Raw genomic sequence first — 25,850 nt, forward strand, 5'->3', positions numbered from 1 at the left:
CGCGGATCTCGCCTTCGGCCGGCGCGATCTGGTCACCCGATGTTGATGTAGGGCTGGTCGTGGCCGTCGATCGGCGAATCGTTCGGCGCCCAAGCGTTTTTAACGATCAAGATGCGTGAGAACGCGTCGTGGGGGGAGCTGCTCATCCGTTGTTATCTCCTAGACGTTGCGGCGGCCGGGCATCATGCGGTCGTGGAATGCGTTGTACGCGGCTGATTCGCTGGCCAGCGCGGCGAACGCGGCACTAACCGACAACGATTCGGTCTTGTTCTTGCCCGCGGCGCGGTCCTCCAAGAGTGCGGCCACCCCGGGCGCCACAGGCCGCTGACGCTTCTCCGCGAGCGGGCGCCGCTCATGGGTCTGCGTGATGCATGAGTGGTATAGCGTGCGGCAATCGTCGGAGCAGTAAAAGACCGCGGAGTCCTTGGCGTCGAAGTTACGTCGGCACCCGTCGCACTTGTGAATCATTGGGGTTCTCCTTACGCCTCGCCGCCGAGGAGCGACGCATGGTGGCCTGGGGATGAGCCAGCTTTTGCGGACCTCGACGGCGCCGCGGTCAGGTCACCGGCGCCGACGAGGTCATAGAGACGTGAACGGCTGATGCTCAGCTGGTACAGGGCCTCTTGTACCGAGACGAGCAGCCGTTGGGGACTGTCGTGGGCCTCCATTCGCGTCTTCCTCTGTCCGGTGATGTGTGTCCAGACATCAGAACAACAGGGGTTTGCCGTGCAACATCTGCATCGACACTCGGAGACGTCGGCCGCAGAACGGCAAACATGCTGCCGTAGTGGTTAATTCAGGCTGGACATGCCAGCCTGCTGTGAAGTGCTCTGCGCTGCAGGTTATTCGCTGCACGCACCAGCGAGAACTGTGTACAGTAACGGCAAATCCAGTGGAAGTGGAGAAGGTAGGTGGCCAGCCTGGGCGTTGGGGGGACCCGGGCCGGTCACCCGAGATAACAACCTGCGGCGGATTCATCGCCACATAGAGCCTGCGCTCAGGATGGGGCGCTGGCGTCCCGGACGACCGTCAGCGTGATCTTCTGGTTCATCGGGACCATGGTCCCCGCCGGTGGGGTCATGGCCGTGATCTTCCAGGAGTAGGAATCGCGGGCGGGGTCATTCATTGCGTCGTGGCCATCGGGCGCGGTCGCCGTGATGTTGTCGAAGCACTGCAGGATCGAGTCGTTGCTCAGGTGGGCCAGCGAGTAGCCCACGGTCGCGGGAAGCGGCATCGGCCAGTGCATCGACTTGCACATCTCGTCTCCGGTGGTGGCGCGAGCCGTTGGCGCCGAAGACATCATCACGGTAATCACCGCAAGAGCCGCGACCCTCATCGGTTTCCTTTCTCCGCGTTACCGCGCGACCGCCCAAGAAGGCGGTTCGACCGCCAATTCCCCGATCTTCCATGCGCAGCCCCGCCTCGCGCTACCCTCCCTGACTACCGGAAGCGCAGCATGGGGGGAGAGATGCCGCAGCGGACGAATGACTTCCAGACGATGGTCACGTTGATCACCACTTTGCTGCGCAAGGATCCGACCGTCGTTGTCACACCGTCGGCGATGCTGCCCGAGAAGATCACCGGCGCCCTGCGCGAGGTTGATATCTGCGTCGAAAGCGATGCGACAGGGCACAAAGTAGTCGTCGGGATCGAATGCCGAGCGTGGAAGGACCCGCAGTCGGTCGAGTGGGTTGAGGCCATGCGCGGGAAGCACCAGCACCTTCCCACCGACGTTCTCGTCCTCGTGTCAAAGAGCGGCTTTACGAAGAACGCGTTAAAGCTGGCGGAGTTCTACGGCATCAAGGCGATTACCCCCGGCGAGATGACCCCGGAGTTCGTGGGCAAAGTCGTCGGCGCCCTCAGCACCGGCTGGATCAAGGTAACGAGCGCCACTCCGCAGGGGATGCGGGTGTGGGCGCAGCGGCCCGACGGGGGCGTTGATGTTGTCGAGGCCTTCGACGAGACAGGGGCGTTGGGCATTCATGCGCCTGACGGGTCGCTGCTGTTCGATGCGAACGAGCTGATCAGGCGCACGATGCCCACTTTCGGCATGAGCAACCCCCAGTTCCGCGAAGCGATCGGCAACGCCCCGCCCGGAGAGCTGTCCTTTGAGTTCACCTTGGACGACCCGAGGCAGCTGGAGGATGGCCAGCACTATTTTCTGCTCTACAACGGGGCGCCCGTGGCGATAACCAAGCTGGCGATTCGGGGGATTCTGACGCTCGAAATTGCCGAGGCGCCCCTGACGCATGCGAGCTACGACGGCACCAATTTTTCGGCAGGTAAGGCGGTGTTCACCGATAAGGTGCTGCACGTCGTCGTCACCGAAACCGAGGAAGGCGTCACCCAGGTCGCCATGCACAGCGAGCCGGCCAATTAAAACTGCCGCCGGGACGCCGGATTTTTTCCTACTAGTCAGGGCGGGGGAGTCCAGCCAGGCCTTCGCCAGCAATCCGACGCTCCGACGCGGACTAACACCACGTCGCCAACCTGGATCTCCTGCTGCCCCGCCACGAGCTTATCGGCCAGGCCCTCGATCTCAGGCAGGTCGTCCTCGTACTCCTTGTGCCATGACGTCGCCGTCGCCGCGTCTGGTCGAACTTCACCAGGTGGCGGTTTGTGGCCGGGCAGATACTCGGATGCCAACGCGTCGCTGGCCTCTTCCTCTGTTGGGGGACGCCCCAACGCTTCCTGCAGTATCGGCCAATCGGTTTGGCTGGCGCGGACGTAGCGCATCACGCGGTCGACGTCGACCGACTCCTCCGGGCCTTCGACGACGCGGGCCGACATGTATGGCCCGGCGTAGGCGTAGTTTCCGAGGTGTTCGGGTTCGATGTCGACGTGGTTGTTGCCCTCGTAGCTTCCCGCCTCGTCGTCAGTGGTGATGTCGATTTGGTTGACCGTCCCACCTCGCCTCACCGCTGCGCGAGCGTGCCCGGCTTCGTGGTAAGCGGTGACCTCGCGCGCCATCACACCACGAGAATACCGGTCGTGTACGAGATGGTGGTCCGGCGCAGGCGCCGCTCCTCCGCGTTCATCGGGATCGTGACGGCCCTTTGCATTCCGTTCTCCCGGCACAAAGAGGTTAAGTCCGGGCGGTGAGTTTGACGCCGGCCAGGCCTCGCCTCCTTTACTCCTCGCCGTCGAGGCGGATGCGCCGGGCACGCCAAACTTCAGTCCCGGTGGCGGGAATCGCGTCCTCTAACGAAGCCAACACGATCAGCTGCCGGCCGATCGAACCCGCCGTGGCCGCCGACAACCTCAGCTCGAAGAACTGGCCGGGCCGAGCGACTGCTTCACGCCGGATACGGATTTCGTTACGGCGCCGCGATACCTTGACCCGGCCGCCCGCGCTGTCCCGGATTCCCGGATGCTGCATCATGCTCCGACCCGTATTCCCGGGGATCGGTGTCATTAGGCGTCGAGGCCTTGCGCGGCGAGGAATGCGACAACGTCGGAGCGTTTCCAGACGAGGCGGCGACCAATCTTTGCGGCGGGCAGTTTTCCTTCGTAATGCCAGAAGCGCCAGGTGGATTCGGGCAGGCGGTACTCGCGCTCTAGGTCGCTGGCGAACAACAGGTCAGCCACGCCTCACTTCCTCAATTAGGTAAGGTTGCTTATGTAGGTAGTGTGGCTGGCGTGGTTGTGTAAGTCAAGCAATCTGGGTAAAGTTCCTAATGTGGGTAGAACTCGGATTGTCAGCAACCAGTTTGGTGAGCGACTGCAGGCTGAGCGTGAGCGGCGCGGCTGGTCGCAAACCGCTATGGCGGAAAAACTTCGCGCACACGGGTTTTCCTGCCATCCGACGACTGTGGCCAAGCTGGAAGCCAACGAGCGGACGCTAGCGGCAGAAGAACTCGGCGCCTATGCCGATGTGTTTGGTTGCAGTGTCGACGCGTTGATGGGGCGGCGTGCAAGGCCGGCGGCCGACCGCGCCCTCGCGCTGCAGCGGCTCACCGAATCAACCATCGACGCTCATCAGTCGGTGCGCACGTCGGTGCGCCACCTCACCCAAGCACTAGGCGAGGTCGCAGAGGCGGACCGGGACGGCAAGCTCACCGATCTGGTGGCTGCCGTACAGACCGTATGTGGCGCCCTGGACAGCGTGGGCCAACAGTTTCCGCGGGTCGAGGGCCTGATCGCGGAAGCAGGCGGTGGGTCCGACACCTGGTGGGTGCAACCAGCGGACCCTAAACGGGCCGCCGAAGTCCGTCGCAAAGTGGCGCAGAAAGGGCAGAGGAAGGCATGACGACGCGTAGGACCCGCAGCGGAGTAGAGGATCGGTGGACGAAAACCGTCCGCGTGGACGGCAAGGCACAGACGGTGCCGTCCGCCAGCGCTGGCAAGGGTAAGCGGTACCGCGCACGCTACGTCGATGAGCGCGGGCGCGAACACGCGAAGGGATTCGACACCAAACGCGCCGCCCGGCTGTGGCTGGACAGTCAGGTGAGCACCATCGTCACCGGCACTCACGTTGCACCGCGTGACGCCGTCCTTACGGTGGCGCAGTGGTGCGAGCAGTGGATCAAGGGCTACGAGATCAACCGGCCCAACACCGTCCGTAACGCGCGTTTCCATGTCGCCTTGATCAATATGGCCTTCGGTGACCGGCTGCTTACCTCGATTCGGCCCAGCGAGGTCAAAAGCTGGGTAGCGCGGCTGCAGGCCGATGACATGTCGGCGTCATACGTCTACGCGGTGCACAGCCGGTTACGGCAGATCCTCGCCGACGCCGTCCACGACGGCGTTCTCGGCCGTAATCCGTGTAGTCGGCGGACATCGCCACCAAGAGGTAAACAGAAGTGCTACGTGGCAACCAGCGAGCAAGTCTGGGCGTTGCACGATGAAATGCCTGAGCACCTACAGGCCGCGGTGTTGCTCGGCGCCTTTGCCGGGTTGCGGATCGGTGAGGCGTGCGGGCTGCGGGTCACCGATGTCGATTTCACTCGTGGTGTGGTCCATCCGCGGTTGCAGTACGGCGATGCTCCGCTCAAAACAGACGGCAGCGTCGCGCCCATCCCGGTTCCACACGAACTCACGCTGATACTGTCGGCCGCTGTGGCGCGACACCCTTCGGACTGGATGGTTCCCCGGTCTATCAATGGCGGGGATAAAGCGTGCTCGCCGAACACGGTCGAGGACGCGATACGGGTAGCGCGCGCCAAGGTGCCGGGATTACCGGAGAAGTTTTGTTTCCATGATCTGCGCCACTATTTCGCTTCCCTGTTGATCGCCTCAGGAGCGGATATCAAGACGGTGCAGGCGCGGCTACGTCACGCCACCGCAGCCACCACACTGGACGTGTACGGGCACTTATGGCCGGACGCCGACGAGTCCACCAGGACAGCGGTGGGCGCAGCAATCGCCGCTCGGCGCAAAACTACTGCGGACGCACTGCGGACGGGCGGCGCTGGTGCCCGGAAAACCGTAGGTCAGGAGGTTAGCTGATGAGCGAACCGGTCTACAACGTCTACACCGGCGAGTTGGGGGGCACCGCGGTGCCGACAGCGGCGCAGTTGGGTCTGGAGCCGCCCCGGTTCTGCGCGGAATGCGGACGCCGGATGGTGGTGCAGGTCCGCCCCGACGGCTGGCGGGCGCGGTGCTCGCGGCACGGACAGGTCGACTCGGTCGACCTGGAGGCCCAGCGATGACCGAGCACGCGCACACCCCGGGAAGGTCACGGGCGCGCCGTATCGGCATCGCCGTCCTGACGCCGGTGGCGGCGGGTGTGCTGGTCGGCGCCCTGTGGGCGTGGATCGCCCCGCCGATCCACGCCGTGGTGGCCCTCACGCGCGCCGGTGAACGGGTCCACGACTATCTCGGCAACGAGTCGCAGCACTTCTTCGACGCGCCCTGCCTGATGCTGGGCCTGCTCACCGTGTCGGCGGTGGTGGCGCCGGCGCTGGCGTGGCAATGGCGCGCGCGCCGGGGGCCGGGCATGGTCGTCGCCTTGGCGACCGGCCTGGTTGCCGCGGCCGCGGTCGCGGCCGCCATCGGGGCGGCGCTTGTCCGAATCAGGTACGGAGCGTTGAACTTCGACGCGGTGCCGCTGCCCAAGGGCCCGTCCGTGGCCTACGTCATCCAGGCGCCCCCGGTCTTCTTCGCAAGCGATCCGCTGCGGATCGCGCTGACGCTGCTGTGGCCCGCCGCGATCGCCGCACTGGTCTATGCGGTGCTCGCGGCCGCCGACGCCCGCGACGATCTGGGGGCTACCCCGCCGCCCGACCGGCCTTCCGATGCGCTCCCGGTGGGAGCGGGCAGCGCCCCGGAAGCGCCCGGGTCATAGCGGGCGGCGGTGAATCCTGCGGCCGAGGATGACCTTGGCCGCGATCTTGGTGAGCCGCGCCATGCCGACGTAGGTCATCGGGTGGAACATCGTCGGCCAGGTGGTCCGGATCAGGTGCTCGGTCAGCGGCCGGCCGTCGAACCGGTCGGTGAGCCAGCGCAGCGTCATCGGCGCCGAGAGCGGATGCAGCAGCATGTGCTCGTTGAACGCGTCCCGGTGGTAGGTCACCTGGGCGCCGCCGGCCGAATAGGCGTCGGCGAGCACGTCGATGTCGTGCACGTCGATGAGGTAGTCGTGGACGGCCTGCACGATCAACACCGGCGGTGTCGGCACCGCGACACCCAGCTTGATGTTCTCGAACACGTGCGTGACCTCGGGCGTCGACAGGATGGCATCGAGCGGCTCGTCGAGGTAGTCGCCCATGTTCTTGCCGGCCATCTTCACGACCGCCTCCACCGTGGTCATCTTCTCCAGCGACTCGAGCAGGGCACGCCCCTCCTCGTTGCTGTGCTCCTTGATCACCCGGTCCAGCTCGGGGTAGATGTGGGCGAGGGCCGCCACCACCAGCGCAGGCAGGCCCGACAGGAAACTGCCGTTGAGCCGGCGGAAGGTGTTGCCGAGGTCGCCGACGGGCGATCCCAGCACCGCGCCGACGATGTTGAGTTCGGGCGCGTACTCGGCGCACACCTCGGCCGCCCAGGCGCTGGCCAGCCCGCCGCCGGAGTACCCCCACAGCCCGATCGGCGCCGAGGGCGAGAGCCCGAGGCGTTCCGCGCCCAGGGCGGCCCGAATGCCGTCCAGGACGCGATAGCCGGGTTCGTAGGGGGCGCCCCACAGGCCCCGCAGCCCCTCGTGGTCGGGCACGGACACGGCCCAGCCCTCGGCGACGGCCGCGGTGATCAGGAACAGTTCGAGCTGGCCGATCGAGCCGAGGGCCTTCGCCCGGCGCCGCAGCGCGTACGACGGGAAGCAGCGGGACGACACGGCGTCGATCGCGCACTGGTACGACAGCAGCGGGCACGGACGTTCCGGGGCCAGCTCGGCAGGGACGATCACGGTGGTCGCGGCGGCCTCGGGCTCGCCGTTCATGTCCATGGTCCGGTAGAGCAGCTGGGTGGCCTTGACGGGCTGCGGGATCAGCCCGAGAAAAGCCAGCTCGACGTCGCGCGAGCGCAGGACGGTGCCGGGTTCGGCGTGTTGGAAGCCGAGGGGCGGCTGGTAGAACGGGTCGTCCGAGGGCAGCAGCGGTCGCACCTTGCGCTGCAATTCCTCGTGCGGCGGCCGGGCGATCCACTCCGCCCCGCGCGTGCCTGCCAGATTGCCGAGCTCAGCCATTGAGGCTCCCTTCTAGGCCATCCGGCATTCTCGCGCACGAACGGCAGGTAACCAAAACGTAATCGCCGCACTGTGAGCGACTTCTTGGGTGGGCGATCCAGGTCATGCACGTCACTGGTACCCGGTTTGCGGCTGCGTCACCCGACGACGCTTCCCGTCAGCCTATCCGGGACGGCGTTCGGCGGCGTCAAACTGACCCGGCGGTCGCAGCGCGGCGAATTCGTCGGTGACGCGCAACTGAGAATCGGTGAAGTGGTACAGGGCCGCCGGCCGCCCGCCGCTGCGGCCGGACTGGGCGATGGTGCCGGTCTGGCTGATCACGCCGCGGCGGACCAGCACCCGTTGCAGGTTGGTCGCGTCGACCTGGTAACCCAGCGCGGCGCCGTAGATGTCGCGAAGCGTGGAGAGCGCGAATTCCCTTGGCGCCAAGGCGAATCCGAGGTTGGTGTAGGACAACTTGGCGATCAGCCGGGCGTGGGCGTGTGTCACCATCGGTCCGTGGTCGAAGGCCATCGGCGGCAGGCTGCTCACCGGGTGCCAACGGGTGTCCGGTGGCAGTTCCGGAGTGGCGGGGGAGGGCACCAGCCCCAGGAAGGTCGACGCGATGACGCGGGCGCCCGGCACCCGGTTGGGGTCGGAAAACACCGCCAGCTGCTCCAGGTGCGCCAGTTCCTTGAGGTCCACCTTCTCGGCCAGCTGTCGCAGGACGGAGGTGGTCATGTCCTCGTCGGTGCGCAGCCGCCCGCCGGGCAGCGACCAGGCGCCCCGCTGCGGATCCTTGGCGCGCTGCCACAACAGCACGTTCAGCTGCGGTTTCTCTGTTCGCGGCCCGTTGGTTACCCGGCGAACTTGAAACACCACCGCAAGCACCTCGTGTTCAGTGCTAGTATGGCCCATGTTTTCGATTATAAGTCGAAAACCTCCCGGGCTGAAAGGGGCCGCCGTGACGGTTATCAATCGCATGGACACGCTCGCTGAAGACATGATGGCCGACCTCACGAATTCGCCCGCCGGCTACGCCGGTGTCGAGGGAGACGAGCAATGGGCCGCCGAAATCCGCCGCCTGGCCAAGCTGCGCGGCGCCACCGTGCTCGCCCACAACTACCAGCTGCCCGCCATCCAGGACGTCGCCGACCACGTCGGCGATTCGCTGGCGCTCTCGCGGATCGCTGCCGAGGCTCCCGAGGACACCATCGTGTTCTGCGGCGTGCACTTCATGGCCGAGACCGCCAAGATCCTGAGCCCCGAGAAGACCGTACTCATCCCGGACCAGCGGGCCGGCTGCTCGCTGGCGGATTCCATCACCCCGGACGAACTGCGCGCCTGGAAGGACGAGCACCCCGGCGCCGTCGTCGTCTCCTACGTCAACACCACCGCAGCGGTGAAGGCGCTCACCGACATCTGCTGCACCTCGTCCAACGCCGTCGACGTGGTCGCATCCATCGACCCCGACCGCGAGGTGCTGTTCTGCCCGGACCAGTTCCTGGGTGCGCACGTCCGCCGGGTAACCGGCCGCACCAACCTGCACGTGTGGGCCGGTGAGTGCCACGTGCACGCCGGCATCAACGGCGACGAGCTCTCCGAGCAGGCCCGTGCGAACCCCGAGGCCGAGCTCTACGTGCACCCCGAATGCGGTTGCGCCACTTCGGCGTTGTACCTCGCGGGCGAGGGCGCCTTCCCGGCGGACCGGGTCAAGATCCTGTCCACCGGCGGCATGCTCGACGCGGCGCATCAAACGCACGCCCGCAAGGTGCTGGTCGCCACCGAGGTCGGCATGCTGCACCAATTGCGCCGGGCCGCACCGCAAGTCGACTTCCGCGCGGTCAACGACCGGGCCTCGTGCAAGTACATGAAGATGATCACGCCGGCGGCGCTGCTGCGCTGCCTGGTCGACGGGGCCGACGAAGTCGACGTCGACCCGGAGATCGCGGCGGCCGGCCGCCGCAGCGTGCAGCGAATGATCGAGATCGGCCAGCCGGGCGGTGGTGAATGATCGTCCGCCCGGCCTGGACGCACAGCGCTGACGTCGTCGTCATCGGCACCGGTGTCGCGGGATTGGCCGCGGCGCTGGCCGCCCACCGCGCCGGCCGCAGCGTCGTCGTGCTGAGCAAGGCCGACCAGGCGCGCGGGGTGACCGCGACCCACTACGCCCAGGGCGGCATCGCCGTGGTCCTGCCCGACAACGACGATTCCGTCGAGGCCCATGTCGCCGACACCGTGACCGCGGGCGCCGGCCTGTGCGATCCCGACGCGGTGACCTCGATCGTCGCCGACGGCTATCGTGCGGTGTCCGAATTGGTCGGCGCCGGAGCGCGATTCGACGAGGCGACGCCCGGCCGCTGGGACGTCACGCGCGAGGGCGGGCACTCCCGGCGGCGGATCGTGCACGCCGGCGGCGACGCCACCGGTGCCGAGGTGCAGCGAGCGCTCGACCACGCCGCCCGGCTGCTGGACATCCGCACCGGTCACGTCGGCCTGCGCGTGCTGCACGACGGAGCCGCGGTGACCGGCGTCTCCGTCGGCAACCCGGACGGCTACGGCATCATCCACGCGCCGGCGGTCATCCTGGCCTCCGGCGGGCTCGGGCACCTCTACGGCGCGACGACCAATCCGGACGGCTCCACCGGCGACGGCATCGCGCTGGCGTTGTGGGCCGGTGTCGCGGTCAGCGACCTGGAGTTCATCCAGTTCCACCCCACGATGCTGTACGCCGGCGCGGCAGGCGGCCGGCGGCCGCTGGTCACCGAGGCCATCCGCGGTGAGGGCGCCATACTGGTTGACCGGCAAGGCAATTCGGTCACCGCCGGCGTCCACCCGATGGGTGACCTGGCGCCGCGGGACGTCGTCGCCGCGGCCATCGACACGCGGCTGAAGGCCACCGGCGACCCGTGCGTCTTCCTCGACGCCCGCGGCATCGCCGGTTTCGCGGCCCGCTTCCCCACGGTGACCGCCGCGTGCCGGGCCGCCGGCATCGACCCCGTCCGCCAACCCATCCCGGTCGTGCCGGGGGCGCATTACAGCTGCGGCGGCGTCGTCACCGACGTGCACGGGCAGACCGAACTCCCGGGCCTGTTCGCCGCCGGCGAGGTGGCGCGCACCGGCATGCACGGGGCCAACCGGCTGGCGTCCAACAGCCTGCTGGAAGGCCTGGTGGTGGGGGGCCGAGCCGGCAGGGCCGCGGCCGCGCACGCGACGGCGGCGGGCCGCACCCGCGCGGTCGCACCCGAGCCCAGCGCCCACACCGCGCCCGAGCGCGCCGAACTGCAGGCCACGATGAGCCGCGACGCTTCGGTGGTGCGCGACGCCGCCGGGCTGACGCGGCTGTCGGACGCGCTGGCGGGTGCGCCGGCGCGCGTCATCGCCGGCCGCCGCGATTTCGAGGACGTGGCGCTGGCCGTCGCCGCCCGCGCGGTGACCGCGGCGGCCCTGGCCCGCAACGAGAGCCGGGGCTGCCATCACCGCGCGGAATACCCGGACCCCGCACCCGAACAGGGCCGCAGCAGCGTGCTGCGGCTGGCCGACGACCGGAACTCGGTACTGGTGGAGGCGCTGGCGGCGGTGGGCTGATGATGCTTCCCGACGAACGGAGTGCCGCACAGGACATCATTCGGCGCGCGCTGGAAGAGGACCTGCGCTACGGGCCCGACGTCACCACGCTCGCGACCGTGCCCGCCGGCGCGGTGGCCACGGCGTCGATGGTGCCCCGGCAGCCCGGCGTGATCGCGGGCGTGGAGGTCGCCCTGCTGGTCCTCGACGCCGTCCTCGCCGGCGGCTACGAGGTGGTGCACGCCGTCGAGGACGGCGCTCGGCTGCAGCCCGGCGAGCCGGTGCTGACCGTGCGCGCCGATACCCGCGGCCTGCTGACCGCCGAGCGGACCATGCTGAACCTGGTCTGTCACCTGTCGGGCATCGCCACCACGACGGCGGCGTGGGTCGAGGCCGTGGACGGCACCAAGGCCAAGATCCGCGACACCCGCAAGACGTTGCCGGGCCTGCGCGCGCTGCAGAAATACGCGGTGCGGGCCGGCGGGGGTGTCAACCACCGGCTGGGGCTGGGGGACGCGGCGCTCATCAAAGACAACCATGTGGTGGCCGCGGGATCGGTGGTCGGCGCGCTGCGGGCGGTGCGCGACGCCGCGCCCGACCTGCCGTGCGAGGTCGAGGTGGACTCCCTCGAACAGCTCGACGAGGTGCTCGCCGAAAAGCCCGAACTGGTGCTGCTGGACAACTTCCCGGTATGGCAGACGCAGATGGCCGTGCAGCGGCGCGACGCGCGCGCCCCCGCGGTGCTGCTCGAATCGTCCGGCGGGCTCAGCCTTCAGAACGCCGCCACGTACGCAGCGACCGGGGTGGACTACCTGGCCGTCGGCGCGCTGACACACTCGGTGCGCGCGCTCGACATCGGCCTGGACATGTAGGACTTACCGGCCGGTCATCCCCGCGCCAACGCGTCGGCGGCCGAGCGTGCCGAAAGAGCTTCGAGCACAGCACATTCCGCTTCATACACGGCGGCCTCGGCGAAATCGATGGTATCGAGCGCGTAGCCGATGGCCATGTTGGCGTAGGCGTCCATCTCCTTGGCTTCGTGCTGGGCATTCTTCTCGGCCAGGTCTTTGCGGATCTTGGCGACGTGAGACTTCCATTTCTCGGCGATTTCCCGCCAGTGCTTCGACGCGTCATCGTCAGCGGCTGAGGCCCGGTCTTGCAAATGGTCGGCGGCTTGGTCTGCCCTGTCGCGGGCGTGGGCCGCGTCCGCCTGGACCTGTTCACGGGCCTGCTGCGCCGCGGCACGCACCTTGTCGTTGGCCTCCCTGGCGGCGGTGGAGATTTTTTCGAACCGGGCGGTCAGGTCGTTGTCGGCCATGGGGAGATCCCTTCTGCTCAAGGGGTTGGTTGTGCACCTGTCATCGTCTCGCCGCGCCGCGCGCCGCCGTAGGGTCCTAAGTCCTTGCTCGCGAACGGATTTGACACCGGTGTCACAGTCTTCACATCCGCATCGTCAGCAGCGTCCGCGCGGCGGGCTTGGCGGCTTCCAGCGCGCCCGCGTCACCGGAGATCCGGGACAGGATCAGTGCGCCCTCGATCAGCGAGATCACCGCCAGCGCAACCTGTTCGGCCTTTGCCTCGGACCAGCCGTCGGAGCGCAGCCGCTGCTCGACCGCCGCGCACCAGCCCCTGAAGGCACGCGCCGACGCCTCGCGCACCAGTGGGCTCGCGTGCACCGACTCGGTCGCGATCGGTTCGATCGGGCAGCCGTCGCGCCGGTCGCCGGCCAACCCGGCCGCCAGCAGGTCGATCCAGCGGTCGACGATGTCGGCCGCGGGCCGGCCGGTCGCCAGGAATCGGCGCAGCAGCTGCTCGATGCCGGTGCCTTCGGCTTCGACGACCGCCGCGGCCAGTTGCTGCTTGCCCCGGGGGAAGTGGTGATACAGCGAACCGGGTTTGACGCCGGCCTCGTCGAGGATCTGGTTCAGCCCGGTCGCCGCGTAGCCCTGGCGGCGAAACAGCGTGGCGGCCGTCTCGACCAACGCGGCGCGGCTGCGGTCGGGTCTCGGCATGCTATTGACTTTACTTGAGTGATCACTCAAGAATGCAGAGATGAGGCAGCTGACGTACGAGGAAGCCGGGCGCTACGCGTGGCGCGAGGTGCCCGAACCGCAGATCACCGCGCCCGGGCAGGCGCTGGTGCGGCCGCTGGCGGTGGCGTGTTGCGACCTCGACGTCGCGGTGTGCAACGGGCGGCTGCCGTTGCCGCCGGGGTATGCGGTCGGGCACGAAGGGCTGGCCGAGGTCGTCGCCGTGGGCGACGACGTCACGGGCGTCCGGGTGGGCGACCGCGTCGTGGTGCCGTTTCAGATCAACTGCGGCGATTGCCGCGAATGCCGCCGCGGCGTGACCGGCTCGTGCAGCGCGGTGCCGTTCATGGCGGCCTACGGGATGGCGCCGATCGCCGGCCTGGACGGCGGCGGGTTCATGTCGGACCTGGTGCTGGTTCCGTACGCCGATGCGATGCTCATCCCGTTTCCGGACGCCGTCGACCCGGTTTCGATCGCGTCCCTGTCGGACAACATTCCCGACGGCTGGCGCACCGTCGGGCCGTTCGCTGCGGAGCTGGACACGCTCGATCCCGTCGATCGCCGCGTCCTGGTCCTCGGACGGCTGTCGATCGGCCTGTATTCCGCCGCGATCGCCGCGGCGCTCGGGGCCCACGTCGACTACGTCGACACCGACCCGCAGCGGCTGGCCGCCGCCGAGAAGCTCGGCGCGGTGGTCCATGATGCCGCCAAACCCGACAAGTCGTGGGGCGCTTACCCGGTCACCGTGCACACCACCAGCGATGCGACCCTGCTGGCGGCGACGCTGCGCGCCACCTGGCCGGACGGCGTGTGCACCGACACCGGGATCTACCCCGAATACAAAGTCGAGATGCCGTTGCTGCCGATGTACTCACGCGGCGTGCGGTTCGTCACCGGCCGCGTCAGCGCGCGCACGGTGATCCCGCGGGTGCTCGACCTGCTCGCGGGCGGCCTGGACGTGTCGCCGGCGGTCGACCGCGTCGTCGCGTGGGAAGACGCCCCCTCGGCCTGGCCGACGATGACCGGAAAGACCGTCTTCACCCGCGCGTAGCGCCGTCGGGCGTGCATTCCGGGCGTCGGGCGTGCGCCCAGGGCGGGCCCCGGCCGCGTGTCGCCGCCATGAGCGCACGCGCAAAGCCGTGCGCGCACGCCAGAAGCTGTCAACGCAAGAAAAAGCCGCGAACGCCGCCGCAACAGCGCGCCCGGGTCTCAGGCGATGTCGCCGACGAACACGCCGATCCGGCGCAGCTGCATCCGGGCCATCCGCGGCAGCCGTTCGGCGTCGGGACCCTCGGTGCCGGCCGGCAGGATGCGCGGGTTGGTGATGTGCACCACGCGGTTGCGGCCGAACTGAACGTCGGCCTCACCGGCCGCCAGCACGTTCTTGACCCAGTTCGTCTTGCCGTGGCCGAGCGCGATCGCCAGCACGTTGCCCTTGCGGTACGGGGTGATGATCGTCTCGTACGGGGTGCCGGAGGTGCGGCCGCGATGCTTGATGGTCGCGGTCCCGGGCAGAAAGCGGGCGATCGGCTTGACCGCGGGATTGAAATACTTGATCTGGAAGCGCTCGAACCAGGGCGGGAACACCATCGGGACGCCTGGAGCGTTATTGGGGTGATCCTTCGCGGACATGACGGCTCCCTGAGTCGTGTGGGCCTTTCACGGGCACTGTACCGGTCGGATAACAACTTGAGCTGCTCTGGGACAATGGAGGCAATGAGTACCGCTTCAGCACCCGTGATGGCCCGCATCGACCTGCGGGGCGTCGAACTGACGGCTGCCCGATTGCGGTCCGCGCTGCCACGCGGGGGCGCCGACGTGGAGAGCGTCGTGCCCAAGGTGCGGCCGATCGTGCAGGACGTGGCCGAGCGTGGCGCCGAGGCGGCGCTCGAGTACGGGGCGTCGTTCGACGGGGTGCGGCCCGCGGCCGTCCGGGTGCCCGGGGCCGCGCTGGAGGCGGCGCTGGCCGGCCTGGATCCCGACGTCGTCGAGGCCCTGCGGGTGATGATCGAACGCGCCCGCGCCGTGCACGCAGACCAGCGCCGCGCCGACGTCACGACCACCCTGGGCCCGGGCGCGACGGTCACCGAGCGGTGGGTCCCCGTCGAGCGGGTCGGCCTGTACGTGCCGGGCGGCAACGCGGTCTACCCGTCGAGCGTGGTGATGAACGTGGTGCCGGCGCAGACCGCCGGTGTCGGCTCGCTGGTGGTGGCCAGCCCGCCGCAGGCTCGCTACGACGGACTGCCGCACCCGACGATCCTCGCGGCCGCGCGCCTGCTCGGGGTCGACGAGGTGTGGGCCGTCGGCGGCGCGCAGGCGGTCGCGCTGCTGGCCTACGGCGGAACCGATATGGACGGCTCTGACCTCGCGCCGGTCGACATGATCACCGGGCCCGGCAACATCTACGTCACCGCCGCCAAGCGGCTGTGCCGCTCCCGGGTGGGCATCGACGCCGAGGCCGGGCCCACCGAGATCGCCATCCTCGCCGACCACACCGCCGACCCGACCCACGTGGCCGCCGACCTGATCAGCCAGGCCGAACACGACGAGATGGCGGGCAGCGTGCTGGTCACGCCCAGCGAGGACCTGGCCGCCGCGACCGCCGCCGAGGTGGCCGCGCAGCTGCGCACGACGGTGCACCGCGACCGGGTGGCCGCCGCGCTCGGTGGCCGCCAGTCGGCGATCATCCTGGTCGACGACCTGGACGCCGCCGTCCGGGTGGTCAACGCCTACGCCGCCGAGCACCTGGAGATCCAGACCGCCGACGCCCCGGCGGTGGCCGCCCGAATCCGTTCGGCCGGAGCCATTTTCGTGGGCCCCTACTCGCCGGTGAGCCTCGGCGACTACTGCGCCGGATCCAACCACGTGCTGCCGACCGCGGGCTCGGCCCGGCACTCCAGCGGACTGTCCGTTCAGACCTTCCTGCGGGGCATCCACGTGGTCGACTACACCGAGGCCGCGCTCAAGGACGTCTCCGGGCACGTGGTCACGTTGGCCAAGGCCGAAGACCTGCCGGCGCACGGCGAGGCGATCCGGCGGAGGTTCGAGCGATGACCGAACCGCGGGAGCCGACGCTCGACGACCTACCCCTGCGCGAGGACCTGCGTGGCAAATCGCCTTACGGCGCACCGCAATTGGCCGTCCCGGTGCGGCTGAACACCAACGAGAACCCGCACCCGCCCAGCCCGGCGCTGGTGGACGACGTGGTGCGGTCGGTGGCCGAGGCGGCCGCCGACCTGCATCGTTATCCCGATCGCGACGCGTCCGCCCTGCGCCGCGATCTGGCCGGCTACCTCACCATCCAGACCGGTGTGCCCGTCGGGCCCGAAAACGTCTGGGCGGCAAACGGATCCAACGAGATCCTGCAGCAGCTGCTGCAAGCGTTCGGCGGGCCGGGGCGCACCGCGATCGGGTTCGTCCCGTCCTACTCGATGCACCCGATCATCTCCGACGCCACCCGCACCGAGTGGCTGGAGGGCGTCCGCGCCGACGACTTCAGCCTCGACGTCGACGCGGCCGTGGCCGCGGTGACCGACCGCCGGCCTGACGTGGTGTTCATCGCGAGCCCCAACAACCCGTCCGGGCAGAGCGTTTCGCTGCCGGATCTGCGGCGCCTGCTCGACGCGGTGCCGGGCATCTTGATCGTCGACGAGGCCTACGGCGAGTTCTCCTCCGAGCCCAGCGCCGTCGGGCTGGTGCGCGAATATCCGACCAAGCTCGTCGTCACGCGCACCATGAGCAAGGCGTTCGCCTTCGCCGGCGGGCGGCTCGGCTACCTGGTCGCCACCCCCGCGGTGATCGACGCGATGCTGCTGGTTCGGTTGCCGTATCACCTCTCGTCCGTCACCCAGGCCGCGGCCCGCGCCGCGCTGCGCCACGCCGACGACACCCTGGGAAGTGTCGCCACGCTGATCGCCGAACGCGAACGCGTCACGAAAGCGTTGAGCGGCATGGGTTTTCGGGTGATTCCCAGCGACGCGAATTTCGTGCTGTTCGGGCAGTTCGCCGACGCCCCGGCCGCCTGGCGGCGCTACCTGGACGCCGGCGTGTTGATCCGCGACGTCGGGATTCCCGGCTACCTGCGCGCCACGACCGGGCTGGCCGAGGAGAACGACGCCTTCCTGCGGGCCAGCGCCCAGATCGCCGCCACCGAACTGGCACCAGCCACCCCAGTAGGAGCCCCGTGACCACCATTGCGACCCGGCGCGCGCGTATAGAGCGCCGCACCAAGGAATCCGACATCGTCATCGAACTCGACCTCGACGGCAGCGGCCAGGTCCACGTCGACACCGGTGTGCCGTTCTACGACCACATGCTGACGGCACTGGGCAGCCACGCCAGCTTCGACCTGACCGTGCGCACCAAGGGCGACGTGGAGATCGAGGGGCACCACACCATCGAGGACACCGCGATCGCGCTCGGACAGGCGCTGGGGCAGGCCCTCGGCGACAAGCGGGGTATCCGCCGGTTCGGCGACGCCTTCATCCCGATGGACGAGACGCTGGCCCACGCCGTCGTCGACGTGTCGGGCCGGCCCTACTTCGTGCACACCGGCGAGCCGGATCACCTGCTGCACACCACCATCGCCGGCAGCTCGGTGCCGTACCACACGGTGATCAACCGGCACGTGTTCGAGTCGCTCGCCATGAACGCCCGCATCGCGCTGCACGTACGCGTCCTGTACGGGCGCGACCCGCACCACATCACCGAAGCGCAATTCAAGGCGGTGGCCCGCGCGTTGCGCCAGGCCGTAGAGCCCGACCCCAGGGTGTCGGACGTGCCGTCCACCAAAGGTGTTCTGTGACAAAACCATCCGTCGTCGTCCTGGATTACGGCTCGGGCAACCTACGGTCGGCCCAGCGCGCGCTGCAGCGGGCGGGCGCGTCGGTCGAGGTGACCGCCGACGCCGACGCCGCGGCCGCCGCCGACGGGCTGGTGGTGCCCGGTGTCGGGGCCTTCGAGGCCTGCATGACCGGCCTGCGCAGGGTCAAGGGCGACCGCATCATCGCCGACCGGGTCGCCGCCGGGCATCCGGTGCTGGGGGTCTGCGTGGGCATGCAGATCTTGTTCGCCAGCGGCGTCGAATTCGGCGTCCAGACAACGGGTTGCGGCCAGTGGCCCGGGGAGGTCACCCGGCTGGACGCGCCGGTGATCCCGCACATGGGCTGGAACGTGGTCGACGCCGGGGGAGGGACGACCCTGTTCAAGGGGCTGGACGCGGACACCCGTTTCTACTTCGTGCACTCCTACGCCGCGCAGCGCTGGGAGGGCTCGCCCGAGGCCGTGCTGACCTGGGCCACCCACCGGGTGCCCTTCCTGGCCGCCGTCGAGCAAGGACCGCTGTCGGCCACCCAGTTTCACCCGGAAAAGAGTGGGGACGCGGGTGCGGCCGTGCTGCGCAACTGGATTGATGCTCTGTGAAGAACGGCTCGGGAGGGAATGTGTTGATCTTGTTGCCCGCGGTCGACGTGGTCGAGGGCCGCGCCGTGCGACTGGTGCAGGGCAAGGCGGGCAGTGAAACCGAGTACGGCTCGGCACTGGACGCGGCGCTGGGCTGGCAGCGTGACGGCGCGGAGTGGATCCACCTGGTCGACCTGGACGCGGCGTTCGGGCGCGGCTCCAACCGCGAACTGCTGGCCGAGGTGGTCGGCAAGCTCGACGTGCGGGTGGAGCTGTCCGGCGGCATTCGCGACGACGATTCGCTGGCCGCCGCGCTGGCCACCGGCTGCGCCCGGGTGAACCTGGGCACGGCGGCCCTGGAGAACCCCCAGTGGTGCGCGCGCGCGATCGCCGAGCACGGCGAGAAGGTCGCGGTCGGGCTGGACGTCCAGACCGTCGACGGGCAGCAACGGCTGCGCGGACGCGGCTGGGAGACCGACGGCGGCGACCTGTGGGAGGTCCTGGAACGCCTTGACGGCGAAGGCTGTTCGCGGTTCGTCGTCACCGACGTCACCAAGGACGGCACGCTGGGCGGCCCCAACCTCGACCTGCTGGCCGCCGTCGCCGGCCGCACCGACGCCCCGGTGATCGCCTCCGGCGGCGTGTCGAGCCTGGACGACCTGCGCGCGATCGCGACGCTGACCGACCGCGGGGTCGAGGGCGCGATCGTGGGCAAGGCCCTCTACGCCGGGCGGTTCACGCTGCCACAGGCCCTGGCCGCGGTAGCGGGGTAGCGCCGTGGCGGACCTGGACGCGTTGGTACGGACGGCCTCGGCGATCCTCGACGACGCCACCGAGCCGTTCCTGGCCGGCCACCGCGCCGATTCGGCGGTCCAGAAGAAGGGCAACGACTTCGCCACCGACGTCGACCTCGCGATCGAGCGGCAGGTGGTCGGCGCGCTGGAAGAGTCGACCGGCATCGGTGTGCACGGCGAGGAGTACGGCGGCGCCGACGTCGACTCGGAGTGGGTGTGGGTGCTGGACCCCGTCGACGGCACGTTCAACTATGCGGCAGGGTCGCCGATGGCGGGGATCCTGCTCGGCCTGCTGCACCACGGCGACCCGGTGGCGGGCCTGACCTGGCTGCCCTTCGTCGACCAGCGCTACACCGCGGTGGTCGGCGGTCCGCTGATGAAAAACGCTGTTGCGCAACCACCCCTGGCCGATATCGACCTGGCCGACGCCCTGATCGGTGCCGGCTCGTTCAGCGCCGACGCGCGGGGCCGGTTCCCGGGGCGGTATCGCATCGCCGTGCTGGAGAACCTGAGCCGGGTCTCGTCGCGGTTGCGCATGCACGGCTCCACCGGACTCGACCTCGCCTACGTCGCCGACGGGGTTCTCGGCGGCTCGATCAGTTTCGGCGGCCACGTGTGGGACCACGCCGCCGGGGTGGCGTTGGTGCGGGCGGCGGGCGGCGTCGTCACCGACGTCCACGGCGAACCGTGGACGCCCGCGTCGGATTCCGCGCTGGCCGCCGGGCCCCGCGCCCACGCCGAGATACTCGAGGTGTTGCGCAGCACCGGCCGGCCGGAGGACTTCTGAGATGTCTTCCGGTAATGGGCTTGCGGTGCGGGTGATTCCGTGCCTGGACGTCGACGCCGGGCGGGTGGTCAAGGGGGTCAACTTCGAAAACCTGCGCGACGCGGGCGATCCCGTCGAACTCGCCGCCGCCTACGACGCCGAAGGCGCCGACGAGCTCACCTTTCTCGACGTCACCGCCTCCTCGTCGGGTCGGGCCACGATGCTGGACGTGGTGCGCCGCACGGCCGAGCAGGTCTTCATCCCGCTGACCGTCGGCGGCGGCGTGCGCACGGTGGCCGACGTCGACGTCTTGCTGCGTGCCGGGGCCGACAAGGTTTCGATCAACACCGCCGCGATCGCCCGCCCCGACCTGTTGGAAGAAATGGCAAGGCAATTCGGTTCGCAATGCATCGTGCTGTCGGTCGACGCCCGCACGGTGCCCCCGGAGTCGGTGCCGACGCCGTCGGGCTGGGAGGTCACCACGCACGGCGGACGCCGCGGGACGGGGATCGACGCCGTCGAGTGGGCTTCGCGCGGCGCCGATCTGGGCGTCGGGGAGATCCTGCTGAACTCGATGGACGCCGACGGTACCAAGGCCGGGTTCGACCTGCCGATGCTGCGGGCGGTGCGCTCGGCGGTCACGGTGCCGGTGATCGCCAGCGGGGGTGCCGGGGCGGCCGAACACTTCGCGCCCGCCGTCGCCGCCGGTGCCGATGCGGTGCTGGCGGCCAGCGTCTTTCACTTCCGCGAGCTGACCATCGGCCAGGTGAAGGCCGCCATGGCCGCGGAAGGGATCACGGTGCGATGACGCTCGACCCGCAGATCGCCGCGCGGCTGAAGCGCAACGCCGAAGGCCTGATCGCCGCCGTCGCGCAGGAGCGCGGCACCGGGGACGTGCTGATGGTCGCCTGGATGGACGACGCGGCGCTGGCCCGCACCCTGGAAACCCGTGAGGCGACCTATTTTTCGCGGTCGCGCGGCGAGCAGTGGGTCAAGGGCGCGACGTCCGGCCACACCCAATACGTGTACTCGGTGCGGCTGGACTGCGACGGGGACACCGTGCTGCTGACGGTCGACCAGGTGGGCGGCGCCTGCCACACCGGCGACCACAGCTGCTTCGACGCCGACCTGCTGCTGCAACCGGAGTCGTAGGTTGATGCCCGGGCGGCGCGCCCCGGGTTGCTAAATCGCGGTGCGACGCTGCGCCCGGGCGGCGGCCAGGAAGTCGATCCAAGACACCACGTCGGAGTGCTGCCTGAGCAGGGTGCGTCGCTGGCGTTCCGTCATGCCGCCCCAAACGCCCCACTCGACCCGGTTGTCGAGCGCGTCGGCGCCGCACTCCAGGACCACTGGGCAGCGCCGGCAGATCGTCGCTGCCTTTCTCTGGGCGGCGCCGCGAACGAACAACCCGTCTGGGTCGCCGGTGCGGCAGAGCGCCTTGGAAACCCAGGCGTCGCGATCCTCGGTTCTCGCACTGCGGAGATGGTTTGGAATCGGACCATTGGTGCCACTTTCGGCGGTGATATGGATAGCAAACACCGCTCCCCCTTTTGCTCCGGCCGCGCTGAGAGCTCAGCGTTCGGATATGGCTGTATTGACTTCCGTCCGGCCGAGCCCGTGTGAAGCCGAGGCGAATGTTGCGACCGTATGAAACCCCGTCGCGCAAACGTAGGGGCTTTGGTCGCGGACGTCCGAGGACTTTCGGCTCAGGGTGTCGGGCATCGTCGTCGCACGGGCCGGGGGATCGGGACCGAGGTCCGAAGTCGCCGCGTCGCGAGCCGTGGATGAGAATGGCGGGCGATGTTGAGTCGGGTGTCGTGGACCGCGGTCGTGCCGCTGCTAGCCGTCGCCGTGCTGGCCGTGATCTGGGGCGAGAAGCTGGGCCCGATGCTGGTCGCGCTGGTGGCGGCGTTGCTCATCGGCTCCGTGCTGGCGGCGGTGCACCACGCGGAGGTTGTCGCGGCCCGGGCCGGTGAGCCGTTCGGCTCGCTGATCCTGGCGGCCGCGGTGACGGTGATCGAGGTGGCGCTCATCGTCTCGCTGATGGCGTCCGGGGGCAACGAGGCCGCGACGCTGGCCAGGGACACCGTCTTCGCCGCGGCGATGATCACCACCAACGGCATCGCGGGGCTGTCGCTGCTGCTCGGCTCCCGGCGCTACGGGGTGACGCTCTTCAACGCCGAGGGCAGCGGCGCCGCGTTGGCCACGGTCACCACGCTGGCGACGCTGAGCCTGGTGCTGCCGTCGTTCACCACCAGCCAGGTGGGCCGCGAATTCTCGCCGGGCCAGCTGGCGTTCGCGGCGGTCGCGTCGTTGCTGGTGTACCTGGTCTTCGTCTTCACGCAGACGGTGCGGCACCGCGACTTCTTCCTGCCGGTCGCGCAGAAGGGCCAGAAGAAGCGGCTCTTCGAGGACGAGAGCCATGCCGAGCCGCCGAGCCGCGGCGCCGCGCTGGGGAGCCTGGGGCTGCTGTTGGTCGCCCTCGTCGCGGTGGTCGGGCTGGCCGAGGAGGAGTCGCCGGCCGTCGAGCACGCGGTGACCGCGGTCGGCTTCCCGCAGTCGTTCGTCGGCGTGGTGATCGCCACGCTGGTGTTGCTGCCGGAGACCCTGGCGGCCGCGCGGGCCGCGCGGCAGGGCCGGATCCAGACCAGCCTGAACTTGGCGTACGGCTCGGCGATGGCCAGCATCGGGCTCACGATCCCGGTGATCGCGCTGGCGTCGATCTGGCTCAAGGGACCGCTGGTGCTCGGGCTGGGACCCATCCAGCTGGTGCTGCTGGCGCTGACCGTCGTGATCAGCATGCTGACGGTCGTTCCCGGGCGCGCCACCCGGCTGCAGGGCGAGCTGCATCTGGTGCTGCTCGCCGCCTACGTGTTCCTGGCGGTCAGCCCGTAGCCGCTGACCGGCCGCGCAGTGTCTCCAACGCCTTGTCGGCATGGGTGTCCATGCTGAACTCGCTCGAAATCACGTTGAGCACCGTGCGATCGGTGTCGATGACGAAGGTGGTTCGCTTGACCGGCATCAGCTTGCCGAGCAGGCCGCGCTTGACGCCGAACTGCGTGGCGACCGTGCCCTCGGTGTCCGACAGCAGCGGGTAGTCGAACTTCTGCATGTCGGCGAACTTGGCCTGCTTCTGCACCGGATCGGCGCTGATGCCCACCCGATTGGCGCCCACGGCCGCGAATTCCGCGGCCAGGTCCCGGAAGTGACAGGCCTCCTTGGTGCAGCCGGGCGTCATCGCGGCGGGGTAGAAGAACAGCACCACCGGCCCCCCGGACAGCAGCTCGCTGAGCCTGCGCGGCGCGCCCGTCTGATCGGGAAGTTCGAAGTCCTCGACCGTGTCACCAGTTTTCATGCCGCGAGCGTAACGCCACGGCGAGTTTTGGCCCCAGGGAAGCGCAGCCGACGCTACGCACGCGAGCCCCGGCGGCCCATCTGGGAGGATGGTTCGGTGCACGCCCACCTCGCCGAGACGACCTCACGAGAGGACTTTCGCCTGCTGGCGGCCGAGCACCGCGTGGTTCCCGTGACCCGCAAGGTGCTGGCCGACAGCGAGACACCACTGTCGGCCTACCGCAAACTGGCCGCCAATCGCCCCGGCACGTTCCTGCTGGAATCGGCCGAGCACGGCCGATCCTGGTCGCGCTGGTCCTTCATCGGTGCCGGTGCGCCGTCGGCGCTGACCGTCCGCGACGGCGAGGCGGTGTGGTTGGGCGCCGTGCCGCAGGACGCGCCCACCGGCGGCGACCCGCTGCACGCGCTGCGGGCCACGTGCGAGCTGCTGGCCACCGGCGCGCTGCCCGGGCTGCCGCCGCTGTCCGGCGGCATGGTCGGTCTGTTCGCCTACGACATGGTGCGGCGGCTGGAGCGGTTACCCGAGCTGGCGGTCGACGACCTGCACCTGCCGGACATGTTGCTGCTGCTGGCCACCGACGTGGCCGCGGTCGACCACCACGAGGGCACCATCACGCTGATCGCCAACGCGGTGAACTGGAACGGCACCGACGAGCGCGTCGACCAGGCCTACGACGACGCGGTCGCCCGGCTGGACGTGATGACCGCGGCGCTGGGTCAGCCGCTGCCGTCCACGGTCGCCACGTTCGACAGGCCCGAGCCACGGTATCGTTCGCAGCGCAGCGTCGAGGAATACGGCAAGATCGTCGACTACCTCGTCGAGCAGATCGCCGCCGGCGAGGCGTTCCAGGTTGTCCCCTCCCAGCGCTTCGAGATGGACACCGACGTCGATCCGATCGACGTGTACCGGATGCTGCGGGTCACCAATCCGAGCCCCTACATGTACCTGCTGCACGTCCCGGATGGCAGTGGCGGAACGGACTTTTCGGTCGTCGGCTCCAGCCCCGAGGCGCTGGTCACCGTGCACGACGGCTGGGCGACGACGCATCCGATCGCCGGAACCCGGTGGCGCGGGCAGACCGACGAAGAGGACCAGCTGCTGGAAAAGGAACTGCTCGCCGACGAGAAGGAGCGCGCCGAGCACCTGATGCTGGTCGACCTGGGGCGCAACGACCTTGGCCGCGTGTGCGCGCCGGGCACCGTGCGCGTCGAGGACTACAGCCACATCGAGCGCTACAGCCACGTCATGCACCTGGTGTCGACGGTGACCGGGATGCTCGCCGAGGGGCGGACCGCCCTGGACGCCGTGACGGCGTGCTTTCCGGCCGGCACGCTCTCGGGCGCGCCGAAGGTGCGGGCCATGGAGCTGATCGAAGAGGTGGAGAAGACGCGGCGCGGGCTCTACGGCGGTGTGGTCGGTTACCTCGACTTCGCCGGCAACGCCGATTTCGCGATCGCGATCCGGACCGCGTTGATGCGTGACGGCACGGCCTATGTTCAGGCCGGCGGCGGGGTGGTGGCCGACTCCAACGGCCCGTACGAGTACACCGAGGCCTCGAACAAGGCGCGCGCGGTGCTCAACGCGATCGCCGCCGCCGAGACCCTCACCGCCCCGGATGCCGACCACCATGGCTGAGGCGCCGCGGCGTGCGCGGCTGTCCGTCGGGGTGGCGCAGGCGTTGCTGGTGCTGTCCGCCGCGGCGTTATGGGCGGCGTCGCGGCTGCCGTGGGTGGTGATCCGGTCGTTCGACGGGCTGAGCCCGCCCCGCGAGGTGACGCTGTCCGGCGCGTCGTGGTCGACGGCGCTGCTGCCGTTGGCGGTGCTCATGCTGGCGACGGCCGTGGCGGCGATCGCGGTGCGCGGCTGGCCGCTGCGGGTGCTGGCGGGGCTACTGGCGCTGGCGAGCCTGGCGGTCGGATATCTCGGGGTCAGCCTGTGGGCCCTGCCGGACGTCGCCGTGCGCGGGGCCGACCTGGCGCATGTCGCCGTGATGTCGCTGGTGGGCAGCGAGCGGCGCTACCTCGGCGCGGGCATCGCAGTGGCCGCCGCCGCATGCACCCTTGTCGCGGCCGTCCTGTTGCTGCGGTCGGCCGGCGACGCCGGCGCGACCCGGTTGAGCGCGGAAAAGTACGCCGCGCCCGCGACGCGCCGCTCAAATGCGCTCCGCGACGACGCCGATGGCGCGATGCTGGAGAAGCCGGAGACGCCGGAAATGTCGGAGCGGATGATCTGGGACGCGCTTGACGAGGGCTGTGACCCGACGCGGGACCCGACCGATCGGCCGCGCGACTCGGACACCGAGGGTCGGTGACGGGCCGCGAGCCGAGGGCCGCTACCC

General features: G+C 69.4%; 32 protein-coding genes. 20 read left to right on the plus strand and 12 right to left on the minus strand.

The features are described from left to right. Positions 1 to 159 precede the first annotated feature (159 nt). Positions 160 to 468: a hypothetical protein gene (locus A5691_RS07370; protein ID WP_068019179.1), complete on the minus strand. Its 309-nt coding sequence runs from the start codon at positions 466 to 468 to the stop codon at positions 160 to 162. A 529-nt stretch (positions 469 to 997) separates the two neighbouring features. Beyond that, entirely contained in the window at positions 998 to 1,300 is a 303-nt protein-coding gene (locus tag A5691_RS07375) for a PASTA domain-containing protein (protein WP_156734774.1), read from the minus strand. Between the two features lie 168 nt (positions 1,301 to 1,468). Between A5691_RS07375 and A5691_RS07380 the strand changes: the two genes are divergently transcribed. Next, the gene (locus tag A5691_RS07380) at positions 1,469 to 2,380 is read left to right on the plus strand and encodes a restriction endonuclease (RefSeq protein WP_068266514.1); all 912 of its coding nucleotides are present in this window, start codon (positions 1,469 to 1,471) and stop codon (positions 2,378 to 2,380) included. 35 nt (positions 2,381 to 2,415) lie between these two features. Here A5691_RS07380 and A5691_RS07385 read toward each other — a convergent pair whose 3' ends face one another. The 3 genes from A5691_RS07385 to A5691_RS27170 all read right to left on the minus strand — a co-directional run bounded on the left by A5691_RS07385 (position 2,416) and on the right by A5691_RS27170 (position 3,588). Beyond that, a complete protein-coding gene (locus A5691_RS07385) occupies positions 2,416 to 2,973 on the minus strand; it encodes a hypothetical protein (protein ID WP_156675745.1) in 558 nt (185 codons plus the stop codon). Positions 2,974 to 3,130: 157 nt separating this feature from the next. Next, complete coding sequence (locus A5691_RS07390; protein ID WP_068019162.1) at positions 3,131 to 3,382, minus strand: hypothetical protein; 252 nt, start codon at positions 3,380 to 3,382, stop codon at positions 3,131 to 3,133. Between the two features lie 32 nt (positions 3,383 to 3,414). Continuing rightward, a complete protein-coding gene (locus tag A5691_RS27170; RefSeq protein ID WP_082950186.1) occupies positions 3,415 to 3,588 on the minus strand; it encodes a helix-turn-helix domain-containing protein in 174 nt (57 codons plus the stop codon). Positions 3,589 to 3,679: 91 nt separating this feature from the next. On the opposite strand from A5691_RS27170, the gene A5691_RS07395 reads away from it, so the two are divergent. The 4 genes from A5691_RS07395 to A5691_RS07410 are packed head-to-tail and all read left to right on the plus strand — an operon-like array spanning position 3,680 to position 6,286. Continuing rightward, on the plus strand, positions 3,680 to 4,249 hold the full coding sequence (locus A5691_RS07395; protein WP_197694467.1) for a helix-turn-helix domain-containing protein: 570 nt from the start codon (positions 3,680 to 3,682) through the stop codon (positions 4,247 to 4,249). A gap of 53 nt (positions 4,250 to 4,302) precedes the next feature. Then, complete coding sequence (locus A5691_RS07400) at positions 4,303 to 5,448, plus strand: tyrosine-type recombinase/integrase (RefSeq protein ID WP_369827167.1); 1,146 nt, start codon at positions 4,303 to 4,305, stop codon at positions 5,446 to 5,448. Beyond that, a complete protein-coding gene (locus A5691_RS07405) occupies positions 5,448 to 5,651 on the plus strand; it encodes a hypothetical protein (protein WP_068019153.1) in 204 nt (67 codons plus the stop codon). The genes A5691_RS07400 and A5691_RS07405 overlap by 1 nt, the downstream gene beginning before the upstream one ends. Continuing rightward, complete coding sequence (locus A5691_RS07410) at positions 5,648 to 6,286, plus strand: DUF2567 domain-containing protein (RefSeq protein WP_067778362.1); 639 nt, start codon at positions 5,648 to 5,650, stop codon at positions 6,284 to 6,286. The genes A5691_RS07405 and A5691_RS07410 overlap by 4 nt, the downstream gene beginning before the upstream one ends. On the opposite strand, the gene A5691_RS07415 is transcribed toward A5691_RS07410, so the two are convergent. Both A5691_RS07415 and A5691_RS07420 read right to left on the minus strand, forming a co-directional pair. Beyond that, entirely contained in the window at positions 6,281 to 7,621 is a 1,341-nt protein-coding gene (locus A5691_RS07415) for a lipase family protein (RefSeq protein WP_067748058.1), read from the minus strand. The genes A5691_RS07410 and A5691_RS07415 overlap by 6 nt on opposite strands. Positions 7,622 to 7,783: 162 nt before the next feature. Beyond that, on the minus strand, positions 7,784 to 8,518 hold the full coding sequence (locus A5691_RS07420; RefSeq protein ID WP_067748056.1) for an NUDIX domain-containing protein: 735 nt from the start codon (positions 8,516 to 8,518) through the stop codon (positions 7,784 to 7,786). 46 nt (positions 8,519 to 8,564) lie between these two features. Here A5691_RS07420 and nadA point away from each other — a divergent pair, with 46 nt between their 5' ends. The 3 genes from nadA to nadC are packed head-to-tail and all read left to right on the plus strand — an operon-like array spanning position 8,565 to position 12,039. Beyond that, positions 8,565 to 9,614: a quinolinate synthase NadA gene (gene nadA / locus A5691_RS07425; RefSeq protein WP_067748054.1), complete on the plus strand. Its 1,050-nt coding sequence runs from the start codon at positions 8,565 to 8,567 to the stop codon at positions 9,612 to 9,614. Then, a complete protein-coding gene (locus A5691_RS07430) occupies positions 9,611 to 11,188 on the plus strand; it encodes an L-aspartate oxidase (protein WP_068019150.1) in 1,578 nt (525 codons plus the stop codon). Before nadA ends, A5691_RS07430 begins: the two co-directional genes overlap by 4 nt. Continuing rightward, positions 11,188 to 12,039, plus strand: coding sequence for a carboxylating nicotinate-nucleotide diphosphorylase (gene nadC / locus A5691_RS07435; RefSeq protein WP_067748050.1), 852 nt, complete (start codon positions 11,188 to 11,190; stop codon positions 12,037 to 12,039). Before A5691_RS07430 ends, nadC begins: the two co-directional genes overlap by 1 nt. A gap of 14 nt (positions 12,040 to 12,053) precedes the next feature. On the opposite strand, the gene A5691_RS07440 is transcribed toward nadC, so the two are convergent. Together A5691_RS07440 and A5691_RS07445 are read right to left on the minus strand one after the other, a co-directional pair. Next, on the minus strand, positions 12,054 to 12,485 hold the full coding sequence (locus A5691_RS07440; RefSeq protein WP_067748048.1) for a hypothetical protein: 432 nt from the start codon (positions 12,483 to 12,485) through the stop codon (positions 12,054 to 12,056). Positions 12,486 to 12,606: 121 nt separating this feature from the next. Next, positions 12,607 to 13,179: a TetR/AcrR family transcriptional regulator gene (locus tag A5691_RS07445; protein ID WP_067785147.1), complete on the minus strand. Its 573-nt coding sequence runs from the start codon at positions 13,177 to 13,179 to the stop codon at positions 12,607 to 12,609. Between the two features lie 40 nt (positions 13,180 to 13,219). On the opposite strand from A5691_RS07445, the gene A5691_RS07450 reads away from it, so the two are divergent. Next, positions 13,220 to 14,248: an alcohol dehydrogenase catalytic domain-containing protein gene (locus A5691_RS07450; protein WP_067785143.1), complete on the plus strand. Its 1,029-nt coding sequence runs from the start codon at positions 13,220 to 13,222 to the stop codon at positions 14,246 to 14,248. A gap of 158 nt (positions 14,249 to 14,406) precedes the next feature. Here A5691_RS07450 and A5691_RS07455 read toward each other — a convergent pair whose 3' ends face one another. Further along, positions 14,407 to 14,829, minus strand: a complete 423-nt coding sequence (locus A5691_RS07455; RefSeq protein WP_055404207.1) for a nitroreductase family deazaflavin-dependent oxidoreductase — start codon at positions 14,827 to 14,829, stop codon at positions 14,407 to 14,409. Between the two features lie 105 nt (positions 14,830 to 14,934). On the opposite strand from A5691_RS07455, the gene hisD reads away from it, so the two are divergent. Genes hisD through hisI form a run of 8 tightly spaced genes read left to right on the plus strand, consistent with a single transcriptional unit; the run spans position 14,935 to position 21,309 of the window. Beyond that, positions 14,935 to 16,251, plus strand: coding sequence for a histidinol dehydrogenase (gene hisD / locus A5691_RS07460; protein ID WP_156669879.1), 1,317 nt, complete (start codon positions 14,935 to 14,937; stop codon positions 16,249 to 16,251). Continuing rightward, positions 16,248 to 17,384, plus strand: a complete 1,137-nt coding sequence (locus tag A5691_RS07465; protein ID WP_067748038.1) for a histidinol-phosphate transaminase — start codon at positions 16,248 to 16,250, stop codon at positions 17,382 to 17,384. The genes hisD and A5691_RS07465 overlap by 4 nt, the downstream gene beginning before the upstream one ends. Beyond that, a complete protein-coding gene (hisB, locus tag A5691_RS07470) occupies positions 17,381 to 18,001 on the plus strand; it encodes an imidazoleglycerol-phosphate dehydratase HisB (RefSeq protein ID WP_067748036.1) in 621 nt (206 codons plus the stop codon). The genes A5691_RS07465 and hisB overlap by 4 nt, the downstream gene beginning before the upstream one ends. Next, positions 17,998 to 18,618 carry an imidazole glycerol phosphate synthase subunit HisH gene (gene hisH, locus A5691_RS07475; RefSeq protein WP_067748034.1) on the plus strand — a complete coding sequence of 207 codons (621 nt, stop codon included), beginning with the start codon at positions 17,998 to 18,000 and terminating at the stop codon, positions 18,616 to 18,618. The genes hisB and hisH overlap by 4 nt, the downstream gene beginning before the upstream one ends. Positions 18,619 to 18,638: 20 nt before the next feature. Continuing rightward, the gene (gene priA / locus A5691_RS07480) at positions 18,639 to 19,370 is read left to right on the plus strand and encodes a bifunctional 1-(5-phosphoribosyl)-5-((5-phosphoribosylamino)methylideneamino)imidazole-4-carboxamide isomerase/phosphoribosylanthranilate isomerase PriA (RefSeq protein ID WP_067748032.1); all 732 of its coding nucleotides are present in this window, start codon (positions 18,639 to 18,641) and stop codon (positions 19,368 to 19,370) included. Positions 19,371 to 19,374: 4 nt separating this feature from the next. Further along, positions 19,375 to 20,178, plus strand: coding sequence for an inositol monophosphatase (locus tag A5691_RS07485; RefSeq protein WP_067748030.1), 804 nt, complete (start codon positions 19,375 to 19,377; stop codon positions 20,176 to 20,178). 1 nt (position 20,179) lies between these two features. Further along, positions 20,180 to 20,965: an imidazole glycerol phosphate synthase subunit HisF gene (gene hisF / locus A5691_RS07490; protein ID WP_067748028.1), complete on the plus strand. Its 786-nt coding sequence runs from the start codon at positions 20,180 to 20,182 to the stop codon at positions 20,963 to 20,965. Continuing rightward, a complete protein-coding gene (gene hisI, locus A5691_RS07495; protein ID WP_068019140.1) occupies positions 20,962 to 21,309 on the plus strand; it encodes a phosphoribosyl-AMP cyclohydrolase in 348 nt (115 codons plus the stop codon). Before hisF ends, hisI begins: the two co-directional genes overlap by 4 nt. 30 nt (positions 21,310 to 21,339) lie before the next feature. Here hisI and A5691_RS07500 read toward each other — a convergent pair whose 3' ends face one another. Beyond that, a complete protein-coding gene (locus tag A5691_RS07500) occupies positions 21,340 to 21,681 on the minus strand; it encodes a WhiB family transcriptional regulator (RefSeq protein ID WP_067748075.1) in 342 nt (113 codons plus the stop codon). A 276-nt stretch (positions 21,682 to 21,957) separates the two neighbouring features. Between A5691_RS07500 and A5691_RS07505 the strand changes: the two genes are divergently transcribed. Further along, entirely contained in the window at positions 21,958 to 23,052 is a 1,095-nt protein-coding gene (locus A5691_RS07505) for a calcium:proton antiporter (RefSeq protein ID WP_067748024.1), read from the plus strand. Here A5691_RS07505 and A5691_RS07510 read toward each other — a convergent pair. Further along, positions 23,042 to 23,512, minus strand: a complete 471-nt coding sequence (locus A5691_RS07510; protein WP_067748022.1) for a peroxiredoxin — start codon at positions 23,510 to 23,512, stop codon at positions 23,042 to 23,044. The genes A5691_RS07505 and A5691_RS07510 overlap by 11 nt on opposite strands. Positions 23,513 to 23,608: 96 nt before the next feature. Between A5691_RS07510 and A5691_RS07515 the strand changes: the two genes are divergently transcribed. Together A5691_RS07515 and A5691_RS07520 are read left to right on the plus strand one after the other, a co-directional pair. After that, positions 23,609 to 25,147 (plus strand): anthranilate synthase component I, encoded by a 1,539-nt coding sequence (locus A5691_RS07515; RefSeq protein WP_067785128.1) that lies wholly within the window; start codon positions 23,609 to 23,611, stop codon positions 25,145 to 25,147. Next, on the plus strand, positions 25,140 to 25,823 hold the full coding sequence (locus A5691_RS07520) for a TIGR02234 family membrane protein (RefSeq protein ID WP_082950191.1): 684 nt from the start codon (positions 25,140 to 25,142) through the stop codon (positions 25,821 to 25,823). The genes A5691_RS07515 and A5691_RS07520 overlap by 8 nt, the downstream gene beginning before the upstream one ends. Positions 25,824 to 25,850: the final 27 nt, after the last annotated feature.

This window comes from Mycobacterium sp. E183 (assembly GCF_001667735.1).
Taxonomy (GTDB): Bacteria; Actinomycetota; Actinomycetes; order Mycobacteriales; family Mycobacteriaceae; genus Mycobacterium.